Source organism: Brevundimonas sp. CURTG3B2_SDJG (assembly GCF_057364705.1).
Genome location: NZ_JBNFOJ010000087.1, coordinates 1 through 10,690, shown reverse-complemented (window position 1 = coordinate 10,690; position 10,690 = coordinate 1). Strand labels below are relative to the sequence as shown.

The 10,690-nt window shown below is 69.5% G+C and carries 11 protein-coding genes and 2 pseudogenes; 7 read left to right on the top strand and 6 right to left on the bottom strand.

Features of this window, described 5'->3' with window-relative positions; all coding sequences use genetic code 11:
* Window positions 1-303: pseudogene (locus tag AC2W7C_RS07770) on the top strand (hypothetical protein); the annotation flags it as partial.
* Window positions 300-824 (top strand): methylated-DNA--[protein]-cysteine S-methyltransferase, encoded by a 525-nt coding sequence (locus AC2W7C_RS07765; RefSeq protein ID WP_486000927.1) that lies wholly within the window; start codon window positions 300-302, stop codon window positions 822-824. The pseudogene AC2W7C_RS07770 and the gene AC2W7C_RS07765, both read left to right, overlap by 4 nt.
* Window positions 825-927: 103 nt before the next feature.
* On the opposite strand, the gene AC2W7C_RS07760 is transcribed toward AC2W7C_RS07765, so the two are convergent.
* A complete protein-coding gene (locus tag AC2W7C_RS07760) occupies window positions 928-1,572 on the bottom strand; it encodes a glutathione S-transferase family protein (RefSeq protein WP_486000926.1) in 645 nt (214 codons plus the stop codon).
* Between the two features lie 108 nt (window positions 1,573-1,680).
* On the opposite strand from AC2W7C_RS07760, the gene AC2W7C_RS07755 reads away from it, so the two are divergent.
* Complete coding sequence (locus AC2W7C_RS07755; protein ID WP_486000925.1) at window positions 1,681-2,505, top strand: sulfite exporter TauE/SafE family protein; 825 nt, start codon at window positions 1,681-1,683, stop codon at window positions 2,503-2,505.
* A 383-nt stretch (window positions 2,506-2,888) separates the two neighbouring features.
* Here the strand turns inward: AC2W7C_RS07755 and AC2W7C_RS07750 are convergent, their stop codons facing one another.
* Both AC2W7C_RS07750 and AC2W7C_RS07745 read right to left on the bottom strand, forming a co-directional pair.
* The gene (locus AC2W7C_RS07750) at window positions 2,889-3,350 is read right to left on the bottom strand and encodes a retropepsin-like aspartic protease family protein (RefSeq protein WP_486000924.1); all 462 of its coding nucleotides are present in this window, start codon (window positions 3,348-3,350) and stop codon (window positions 2,889-2,891) included.
* Between the two features lie 113 nt (window positions 3,351-3,463).
* Complete coding sequence (locus AC2W7C_RS07745) at window positions 3,464-3,706, bottom strand: DUF1289 domain-containing protein (protein WP_486000923.1); 243 nt, start codon at window positions 3,704-3,706, stop codon at window positions 3,464-3,466.
* 154 nt (window positions 3,707-3,860) lie between these two features.
* On the opposite strand from AC2W7C_RS07745, the gene AC2W7C_RS07740 reads away from it, so the two are divergent.
* From AC2W7C_RS07740 to AC2W7C_RS07730, 3 genes are all read left to right on the top strand, one after another.
* Complete coding sequence (locus AC2W7C_RS07740) at window positions 3,861-4,019, top strand: hypothetical protein (RefSeq protein WP_486000922.1); 159 nt, start codon at window positions 3,861-3,863, stop codon at window positions 4,017-4,019.
* A 247-nt stretch (window positions 4,020-4,266) separates the two neighbouring features.
* On the top strand, window positions 4,267-5,064 hold the full coding sequence (locus tag AC2W7C_RS07735; RefSeq protein WP_486000921.1) for a crotonase/enoyl-CoA hydratase family protein: 798 nt from the start codon (window positions 4,267-4,269) through the stop codon (window positions 5,062-5,064).
* A 31-nt stretch (window positions 5,065-5,095) separates the two neighbouring features.
* Complete coding sequence (locus AC2W7C_RS07730) at window positions 5,096-5,962, top strand: alpha/beta fold hydrolase (RefSeq protein WP_486000920.1); 867 nt, start codon at window positions 5,096-5,098, stop codon at window positions 5,960-5,962.
* A 7-nt stretch (window positions 5,963-5,969) separates the two neighbouring features.
* On the opposite strand, the pseudogene AC2W7C_RS07725 reads toward AC2W7C_RS07730, so the two are convergent.
* The 3 genes and pseudogenes from AC2W7C_RS07725 to AC2W7C_RS07715 form a co-directional block, all read right to left on the bottom strand.
* Window positions 5,970-6,989: pseudogene (locus tag AC2W7C_RS07725) on the bottom strand (HlyD family secretion protein).
* A gap of 25 nt (window positions 6,990-7,014) precedes the next feature.
* Window positions 7,015-7,770: an ABC transporter ATP-binding protein gene (locus tag AC2W7C_RS07720; RefSeq protein ID WP_486000919.1), complete on the bottom strand. Its 756-nt coding sequence runs from the start codon at window positions 7,768-7,770 to the stop codon at window positions 7,015-7,017.
* Window positions 7,767-8,939 carry an ABC transporter permease gene (locus AC2W7C_RS07715; protein WP_486000918.1) on the bottom strand — a complete coding sequence of 391 codons (1,173 nt, stop codon included), beginning with the start codon at window positions 8,937-8,939 and terminating at the stop codon, window positions 7,767-7,769. The genes AC2W7C_RS07720 and AC2W7C_RS07715 overlap by 4 nt, the downstream gene beginning before the upstream one ends.
* A gap of 193 nt (window positions 8,940-9,132) precedes the next feature.
* Here AC2W7C_RS07715 and AC2W7C_RS07710 point away from each other — a divergent pair.
* Window positions 9,133-10,690, top strand: a 1,558-nt coding sequence (locus AC2W7C_RS07710; protein WP_486000917.1) for a S46 family peptidase, incomplete at its 3' end; no start/stop codon positions are given.

Here is a 10,690-nt window from a genome sequence, read left to right as displayed (position 1 = left end):
ATGCGTACCAGGCGGCCGGGGCGGACGGCTGTTCGCGCCCGGACTGGTCGATCCGGACGGGATCGCGGAGCTGACCGCCGGCAGACGTTGCCGGTCAATCTGCTGGCCTTCCCGGGCCTCCCGGGCGCCGCGGAGCTGGAGCGGCTGGGCGTGCGGCGGCTAAGCGCCGGATCGGGCCTGTCGAGCGCCGCCTACGGCCGGGCCGCGGCGCTGGCGAAGGTGTTCCTGCAGGACGGGGAGACCGCTCCGATGCTGGAGGGCGCCCTCGGCTGGGGCGAAATGAACGCGATGATGCCGCAATGACCGGCGCGCCGGATCGTCTGACCCTGTCGTGGCTGGACAGCCCGATCGGACCGCTGGCCCTGGCGTGCGATGACGCCGGGGTGGTGCGCGGGCTGTCGTTCGGCGATGGACTGGCCAAGGCGATGCGGCGGGAGTACCCGGCGGCGGCCCTGAAGGACGGCGCGGCGCCTGCGGAGGTCGTGCGGGCGCTGGAGGCCTATTTCGGCGGCGATCGCGAGGCGCTGGGCCGGATCGCGTGGTCGCTGGAGGGGGCGGAGGCCGGCGACGGCTTCCAGGCGCGGGTCTGGCGCGAACTGGCGCGGGTCCCGGCGGGCGTGACTATCAGCTACGGCGAGATGGCCAAACGAGCCGGAGAGCCGGGCGCGGCCCAGGCGGCGGGCGTGGCGCTGAACCGCAATCCCGTGGCGCTGATCCTGCCGTGCCACCGGGTGATCGGGGCGGACGGCGCCCTGGTCGGTTTCGGCGGGGGCCTGGAGCGAAAGGGCTGGCTGTTGCGGCACGAAGGCGCGCTGCTGATCTAGGGCTAATCGATATTCAATCTCGCGCGTCATTCCGGGTTCTTTCGCTGCGCTCAGCCCCGAATGACGATCCCTGGGCGCCGGAATCCCTGAATGTCGATCGGCCCTAGCCGGCGGCCGCCCGGCGCTCGTCCATCGCGGCGAAATGGGCCAACTGGTCGGCGCGGGCCTTCCGGAACGCGGGGCGACCGGTGACGCGGGTCACATAGGCCTCGGTGGCGGGGCGATCTCCGAAGGCGCGGACCAGCGGGACCCTCAGGACGTCGGCCATCAGCAGGTCGGCGACGGTGAAGCGGTCCGCCGCCAGCCAGTCCCGCTCGCTCAGGACCCTTTCCATGTGATCGAGGCGGCTGCCCATCCAGCCGGCCAGCCCGTTGTCCTTGTGGCCCGAGATGTCGAGGAACCACCAGGGAACGCTGACCATCTCGATGGAGTTCAACGCCGCGATGAGCCATTGGGCGGTCTCCGCCTCTCCCGCCGCGTCGCGCGGCATGAGAGCCTCGCTCTTGCGGGCGAGGTGGAGCAGGCAGGCGCCGCTTTCGAAAATCTGCAGGTCGCCGTCGGTCAGGAAGGGGATCTGGCCGAAGGGTTGCCGCGAGAGGTGGTTGGTCGCCCGGTCGTCGAAGGCCACCGTCCGCACCGAATAGGCCAGGCCGGCTTCCTCGCACGCCCAACGGAGACGGAGATCACGGACGAAGCCACGAGGGCCTGCGGGCACCCAGTCATAGGTCCAGATGATCAGGTCGTTCATGGAATTCCCGCTTCTGCAACGCTGCGGATCTTCGAAAAATCGTCCTCGGAGCCCCGAGTTCCGGCGAGATTGGCCGAGCGGCGGCGGCTGGGCTAGACCGTTCGACGCATGACCGTCCTCCCCCTGTCCGAGATCCTGATTCTGTTGGCCGCCCTGGTCGCGGCCGGGCTGGCGGGCGGGATCGTGGCGGGCCTGTTCGGGGTGGGCGGAGGCACGGTGATCGTGCCGGCGCTGTTCTACGCCTTCGAGGTGTTGGGCGTCGGCGGGGAGAGCAATCTGCACGTGGCGGTCGGCACCTCGCTGCTGACCATCGTCGCGACCTCATGGCGCTCGCTGAAGGCGCACCGAAGCCACGGGGCCGTGGACGAGGCGGTGCTGAGGAGTTGGACGCCCTGGGTGGGGTTCGGCGGCCTGGTGGGAGCGGCGATCGCGGGCTTGGCCTCGATGGAGGGGCTGGCGATCGTCTACGGGGTCTGCCTGGCGCTGATCGGGCTGCAGCTGGGCCTGCTGCCCGAGCGGTTCACCGTCGCCAAGGATCTGCCGACCGGATGGGTCCGCCGGATCGTCGGCACGGTCATCGGCGGCCTGTCGGCGATGATGGGCATCGGCGGCGGCAGCTTCGGCGGGCTGACCATGACGCTGTGCGGACGGCCGATCCACCAGGCGGTGGCGACGGCCTCGGGCTTCGGCGTGGCGATCGGCGCGGCGGCGGCGCTGGGGTTCGTGGTCTTCGGCTGGGGCGCGGCCGGGCGTCCGCCGTTCTCGATCGGCTACGTCAACGTGCCGGCCGCCGTGGTGATGGGGGTGCTGACCACCGCCGTGGCGCCCTGGGGCGCGAAGCTGGCCCACAGCCTGGACAAGCGGATGCTGCGCAAGGCCTTCGCCGTCTACATGGTGGCGACGGCGCTGTCGGTGGTGGTGAAGGCGTTGTGAGTGGCTAGTGGTTAGTGGCTAGTGGGGATGCCGCAGGCGCCTACCTCGCCGATCAGGCCCGGTGCAGGACAGAGCAATCACTAGGGTCCGTCCTCAATACCGCTCATCCCCGCGAAGGCGGGGACCCAGTGTTTTGGGCGACCAGGGCGCGCCAAGGGCCCGCAAACGACAATCCCAGTGACTTGCGCCGGCAAAAGAACTGAGTCCCCGCCTTCGCGGGGATGAGCGGAAAATTCAAGCTGCTGATCTTGCTTTGCTTCAAATGAGTCTGAACCCTCGCCACTCGCCACTCGCCACTCGCCACTCGCCACTCGCCACGTCCTACGGCCGCAGCGTGAGGGCCGCCGGGGTGGCGGAGAAGCCGGACAGGCGGCCCAGGTAGCTCATGCCGAGCAGGGAATGGGGCAGGCCCTGTTCGACGACCAGGGCCTCGACCTTGTCGACGCGGGCCCGGCGACGGCGACGGCCTTCAGCTCGACGGGGGCGGCGCGGACCGGGCCCGAGGCGGTGATCACCGAGCCGGAGAAGTCGGAGGCTCGCAGATCCAGACCCAGGCGCGCGGCGTCGGCCCGGGTCAGGACCACGACGCTGGCGCCGGTGTCGATCATGACGCGGACGGCGCGGCCGTCGACGAGGGCGTCGGCCCAGTAGTGACCGTCGGCGGCCTTCAGGACCTGGCCCGGCCGGCCGTGCGCGGGAGCCTGAGCGGCGGGGCGCTCCGCGACCAGAACCTCCGCGGCCTGCGCCTGGCCGCGGAATCCGGCCTGATCCATCCACCACAGGACGGTGAGCGACGAGGCCACGGCCAGGGCGACGGCGGCGACGGAGGAAAGGTCGAAACGCATGATCGGCGCACTCGCGGCGGACGGGACGCCGCTTTCGCGGCCCGTGACCTTTCGCACGCGCCGATTGGGATGCGGTGAAGGAGGATGGTGGACGGGGGGTTAAGCGGAAGCGGTCATGCAGGGCCCAGCTTGGCCGGATCGATGCGCGCCCTGCGCGAGGGCAGCTCGGCCATGACGGCGGCGCGCTGGTCGTCGGTCAAGGCGCTCCAGCCGCCGATCTCGGGCAGGCTGCGATAGCACCCCAGGCACAGGCCGGAAGCCCCATCGACGATGCAGACCTTCACGCAGGGCGTGACGATCGCCTTGGGCGACCGGGCGGGAGAGGGCTGTGGCGCGGAGGAGACAGTTGATGACATGGGTGCGAAATATGGTCCGATAGCGGAGCAAAATGGATTGCAATTCCCACAGGGTGAATCTACGTTGACCCTGACGCGAAACGACTAAGAGGGTGAAAACCCCTGCAAGCACGACGTGTCTCTTTTCATCGTTCAGCGAAAGGAGACATCACAGATGAACGACAAGGAACGGAACCTGCAACACGCCATGATGTCCTTCGCCCTGTGGGGCGGGATGCTGGTAAACACGAGGAACACGAACGGAGCGGGTGACCGAGTGGTCAGCCATCCCTCCAACTTCGTGCCGATCAGGATCGACAAGGCGCGCCGGTAGGGCGAGACCGTCATCCGCTAGAGACCGACAGAACCCCGGCCGGAAGGCCGGGGTTTTGCGTTTGGGGTTGGTGAGTAGTGGCTAGTGTCGATGAATCACCGACCGCGACCGATGGTCGGCGTTTGTCCATGCATCAACCATCACACCAACCACTAGCCACTAGCCACTAGCCACTAGCCACTGGCCACCTAGCACCCGCGGGCGGCGCCGATTTGTCTCCGACCCCGGATTGCGGCACTGCTTCCCCATGACCCTGATCCGCATCGAACGCCGCGACGCCGTCCAGATCTGGACCCTGGACCGGGCCGAGCGGTTGAACGCCCTGCCGGACCTGGACGACGGCGAGACGTTCGCGGCGGCCTGCGAGGCGGTGAACGCGGATCAGGCGGTGCGCTGCGTGGTGCTGACCGGCGCGGGCCGGGCCTTTTCGGCCGGAGGGGACCTGAAGGCGATGCGCGACCGGCGCGACCTGTTCGAAGGCTCCGGCGCGGAGATTCGCGAGCGCTATCGCCGGGTCGTGCACCGGATCGTGCGGTCGCTGTACGGCCTGGAGGTTCCGCTGGTGACGGCGGTGAACGGACCGGCCATGGGGCTGGGTTGCGACATCGCCGGGCTGGGCGACATCCGGATCGCGTCGGAGGCCGCCAGCTTCGGCGTGCCGTTCCTGAAGCTGGGCATCCTGCCGGGCGACGGGGGGGCGTGGCTGATGCCCCGGAACGTGGGCTATGCGCGGGCCGCCGAGATGCTGTTCACCAGCCGGGTGCTGGACGCCAGGACCGCCCTGGACTGGGGGCTGGTCAGCCGGGTCGTTCCCGCCGAGCGCCTGATGGACGAGGCGCTGGCGGTGGCGAGCGAGATCGCCGCCCAGGCGCCGCATGCGCTCCGGATGACCAAGGCGCTGCTGCGCCAGGGGCGCGACGGAACGTTCGACCAGATTCTGGAGATGACGGCGGCGATGCAGGCGCTGGCGCATCTGACCGACGATCACGCCGAGGGGGCGGCGGCGGCGCTGGAGAAGCGGCGGGGCGACTTCAAGGGGCGCTGAACCCGGCGGCGGGGCGGGCGTTAGCCACCCCATGACCGCCGTTCGCCACCACACCGTCGAGATCGACGGCGTCGAGGTCTTCTATCGCGAGGCCGGGCCGGCCGAGGCGCCGGTCCTGCTGCTGCCCCACGGCTATCCGTGCTCGTCGTACGAGTTCCGCAACCTCATGCCCCGGCTGGCGGACCGCTGGCGCACCCTGGCGCCGGACTTTCCGGGCTGCGGCTACAGCGGGACGCCCGACGGGTTCGCCTACGACTTCGACGGCTATGCCCGGTTCCTGGAGCGGTTCGCCGAGGCGGCGGGCGCGGAGCGGTTCGCGCTGTACCTGCACGACTTCGGGTCGCAGATCGGGCTGCGGCTGGCGATCCGGCGGCCGGACAGGATCGCCGCTCTGATCATCCAGAACGGCGACATCTACGAGGATCAGCTGGGCCCCCAATACGACGGGCTGAAGGCCTATTGGGACGATCCGACGCCCGAGCGGAAGGCGCGGCTGGGGGAGGCGATCACCCTGGAGGGCTATCGCGAGGAGTTCCTGAACGGCGCAGAGGGGGAGGTCGCCGAGCGGATCTCACCCGACCTATGGACCCTGCACTGGGCGCTGACGACGCCGCGCCGGAAGGCGATCCACCTGGAGGTGATCGCGGGCCTGCGGGAGAACCGCGGCTGGTTCGCGCGCTACCAGGCGTACCTACGAGAACACCAGCCGCCGACGCTGATCCTCTGGGGGCCTAAGGACGGCTACATGCCCGAGGGCGCCGCGAAGGCTTATCTGCGCGACCTGCCCGACGCCGAACTGCACCTGTTCGAGGATGGCGGGCACTGGCTGCTGGAGACGCACCTGGACCAGGCCGCTCCGCGGGTGCGGGACTTCCTGGCCCGGGTTCACGCCGGGTAGAGGCCTCTTAGCTGGCCTGGCGCGCCGGGGTGCGCATGGAACGGTCGGCGGGGACGCCCGCGGCGGTGGCGCGCGGGGCGCCCGCCGTCTGGCCGGCCTTCATGAACTTCACCAACACGCGTTGCCCGATCAGCAGGGGGCGTCGCCGGCGGTGACGACGACTTCCACGACCCGTTCGTCGGACCGTTGCGAGGGGTCGTCCGAGGCCAGCTTGCGGGCGCCGAAGACGGCGGCCCGGCGCAGCACCGTGCCGACATAGACCTTGGACGGGTCGCCCTCGGGGGTGATCTCGACCTGCTGGCCCGGGGTGACGTTGGGGATGTCGGACTCGACGATCTCGGCGCGGGCGATGCGCGGGGCGTCGGGCTCCAGGTCGAACATGTTGGACACGTTCGACGGGTCGAGGCGCCGGCGCGGGGTTGGCGTAGCGGCGGACGATGCGGCCGTTGGCGGGCGAACGGATGACGGTCAGCTCGACGTTGTACTCGGCCTCGGACATCCGCGCGCGGGCGGTCTGGATCGAGGCCCGCTGGGACGCGAGGTTGGCCTCGGCGGTGGCGATGGCGTCGCGGGCCTGGTCCAGGCGCTGGGCGGCGACGAAGTTGGTGGGGGCGAGCCGCTGCAGGCGGTCGTATTCGCGCCGGGCGGTGGCGACCTCGACCTGGATCTGGCGGATCTGGCTTTCGGCCTGGGCGACCTCGGCGCGGGCGCGCTGCAGGGCCAGGCGCGGCTCGTCGTCCTCCTGGCGGGCCAGGATCTGGCCGGCGACGACGCGGTCGCCTTCCTGGACCAGGACCTCGCGGACGACGCCGCCGCGGCGGGCCGCGATCTGGATGATGCCGCCCTCGATGTCGACCTTGCCGTTGGCGATGGCCGCGTAGGGGCTTTCGACCTTCTCGGCCGCCGCCCGCGCGTCGGCCTCCTTCTTCTTCGCCGCGTTGCCCTGCATCACGCTGAAGCCGACGACGAGGACGATGATCAGCACGACGCCGATCCAGAGCCATTTGTTCTTCAGAATGCCGAGCATGGTCGTTCTTGGTCCTAGAAGGCGTTCAGTGCGACGCCAGGGTGGCGTCGGGGTTCGGAGTGCGGCGCTGATCGTCGATGATCACGCCGTCCTCGATGTGGATCACGCGGTCGGCCCAGGCCTCGAGGCGAGGGTCGTGGGTCACGCAGATGACGGCGGCGCCGTGTTCGGTGGCGGCGCGGCGCAGCAGACGGATGACGATCTGGCCGTTTTCGCCGTCCAGCGCCGAGGTCGGCTCGTCCGCGAACAGGATCTGAGGGTCCTTGGCCAGGGCGCGGGCGATGGCCACGCGCTGCTTCTCGCCGCCCGACAGCGCCGACGGGCGCTGGTGGAGGCGATGGCCGAGGCCGACCTCCTCCAGCGCGACGGTGGCGCGCTTCTTGGCCTGGGCCGGGGTCAGGCCCTGGAACTTCAGGACGACCTCGACCTGCTGCAGGGCCGACAGGGCCGGGAACAGGTTGAAGCCCTGGAAGATGAAGCCGCAGTGGTCGAGGCGGAACTTGTCGATCTTGCCGGACGACAGCTTCCACAGGTTGTCGACGTCGAGGGTGTCGACGCGGCCTTCCTCGGGCCGCAGCAGGCCGGACAGGGCGGCGATCAGGGTCGACTTGCCCGAGCCGGACGGGCCCATGACCATGGTCAGATCGCCGTGGCGCGCGTCGAAATCGACCTTCTTCAGCACCTCGACGAACGACTTGCCGGACTTGAAGCGCTTGACCAGACCCTTGGCCTCGATGGCGAAATCGCCGTGCTTCCCGTGAGCCTTGGTGTGAGCGGTCATCGCAGCAGGTCCGCGGGTTGGCTGTTCTTGAGGATGCCGAGGGACAGCAGGCCCGACAGCATGGCGATGACGATCAGGCCGCCGCCGACGATGATCAGGAGGATCGGCGGCAGGGCGATGATGACCGCGCCCATCAGGGCGAGGGCCTGGAGCAGGAAGGTCAGCGCGATGGCCGCGACGACGCCGACGCAGCCGACCCAGAAGCTGAGCTCCATGACGATCCGCTGCAGCGATCCCATGCCGACGCCCAGGGCGCGCAGCGAGGCGAATTCCTTGATGTTGGCCATGATGGCGCCGCGCAGGGTCTGCCAGGTGATGGCCACCCCGATGATGGTGCCCAGCACCACGCAGCCGCCGATGATGATGACCAGGATGCCTTCCTCGAACATGGCGCCGGCGTTGGCGTCGGCCAGTTCCTGGCGGGTCCAGGCCTTCCATTGGCCGTTGCCCTGGGCGTTCAGCTCGGCGGCGACGCGCTGGGCCTGGGTCGGATCGCGCAGCTTGATCATCAGCGGCCCGACCCGCGGGCCGGTGTCGGCCTGGCCGACCATGCGCAGGGTGTCGCGCGACATGATGATGGTGGCCTGCATCATGTTGGGATAGCCGCGGGTGATGCCCACGACAGTCACGGTCTGGCCGTTGTAGATGGCGCGGTCGCCCAGCTTCACGCCCAGCTTGCGCGTCGCAGTCTCGTCGATGGCGACGGTGTACGGCTGGCGCAGGGCGTCCACCAGCTCCTGGGAGTAGTCGGTCGGGATGGTGACCGCGTCCGGGGTGGTGTCGATGATCGAGGTCTGGACGAACTCCTGCCGCGGCGCGCCCTGACGGGCGCGCTCGGCCTGGGACATCGTCGGGTCGACGTTCTTGACCGACTGGAAGGAGCCGCCGGCGCCGTCCAGCGGCTGGACCTCGACGACCTCGGGATTGCGGTAGGCCAGGGGGATGAAGCGGCGCGGCACGCCAGACGGCCCGCTCATCAGGCTCTTGGCGCCCGGCTGCATGATGATGATGTCGGCGCGGGAGCGCTCGATGGTGGCGGTGAAGCCCTTGCCGATGCCGATGAAGACGCCGGTCATGGCCAGCACCAGAAGGCCGGACAAGGCGAGCGCCATGACCGCCGCCATGTAGCGGCGCCACTCGTAGAGCAGGGTGGAGAGAGCGAGCGACATATAGGACTTGGCCCCGAACGTTGGCCGCTATCTGACAATGCAAGACAGCATGGCCAAGTTAAATCGGGGTAAGGCGGCGGGCGGTCCCCGAGGATCGCCGCGCCGGAACGCATGGACGACTGCCGTTCATAGGGTCTAGGTACGCGGGCACGAGAGCCGGCGACCAGATCCGGTCTCATGGGAGAACTACAGAATGCTGTTCCGTTCGTTGCGCGCCGCCGTCTCGGCGACCGCCTCCATCGTCGCCGTGGCTGGCGCGATGACCGTCATGGCCGCCCCGTCCGCCGCCAAGGCCGACGAAGGCATGTGGACCTTCGACAACTTCCCGATCCAGACGGTGAACCAGAAGTACGGCACCCGCATCGACCAGGCGTGGCTGGACCGCGTGCGCAACGCCTCGGTCCGTATCCAGGGCTGCTCGGCCTCGTTCGTGTCGAACACGGGCCTGGTCCTGACGAACTGGCACTGCGTCGTCGGTTGCGCCCAGGAGCTTTCGACGCCCGAGCAGGACTTCGTGAAGAACGGCTTCATGGCGGCCACCCGCGAGGAGGAGCGCCGCTGCCCCGGCCAGACGGCCGAGGTGCTGACCGAGATCGTCGACGTCACCGACCGCGTGCTGGCCGCCGGCCAGGGCCTGGAGGGCGCCGCCTTCAACGCCGCCCGCAACGCCGAGATCAACAAGATCCAGCAGGAAGCCTGCGCCCAGGACGCCCGCTTCAACTGCCAGGTGATCAGCCTGTACCGCGGCGGCCGCTACTCGCTGTACAAGTTCCGCAAGTACGACGACGTGCGCCTGGTCTTCGCGCCCGAGAACCAGGCCGCCTTCTTCGGCGGCGACCCCGACAACTTCAACTTCCCGCGCTACGCCCTGGATGCGGGGTTCCTGCGCGCCTACGAGGATGGCAAGCCGGTCGAGACGCCGAACTTCCTGCGCTGGAACGCCAACGCTCCGGCCGAGGGCGACGTGACCTTCGTGTCGGGCAATCCGGGCACGACCCAGCGCCTGCTGACGATGAGCCAGCTGGAGCGGCTGCGCGACCAGCAGCTGCCGATCACCCTGATCCAGAACTCGGAGCTGCGCGGCCGCCTGCTGGAGTATTCGCTGACCGGCGACGAGCCCAAGCGCGTCTCGTTCGATCCGATCTTCGGCCTGGAGAACAGCTTCAAGGTCTACTACGGCCAGCAGGGCGCCCTGACCGACCCGGCCTTCATGGCCCGCAAGCGCGAGGAAGAGAACGAACTGCGCGCCCGGGTGGCGGCGGACCCGAACCTGGTGCAGCAGATCGGCGACCCGTGGGCCGACCTGGAGCGCGTTCAAGCGACCGCGCGTGACCTGTACCTGCCGTTCCGCCAGCTGGAGCAGTCGGCCGGCGGCGGCTCGGACCTGTTCCGGTTCGCGCGCATGCTGGTGCGGTCCTCGAAGAACGCCAACCGGACGGACGCGCAGCGCGAGCAACTGGCGAACGCCCTGGGCGCCGACACGCCGATCTACACCGACATGGAAGAGATCCGCATGCGGTACTGGCTGTCCAAGACGCGCGAGTATCTGACGGTGGACAATCCGTCGGTGAAGGCGCTGCTGGGCCGCGAGAGCCCCGAGGCCCTGGCCGAGCGCCTGATCACCGGCACCAAGCTGGGCGACGCGGCCTTCCGCCGGCAGGCCGCGTCGATGACGACGGGAACAGCTGAGTCGCGGCCGGACCCGCTGCTGGCCTTCGTGGCGGCCAACGCGACGCCGCCCAGGCGATCGG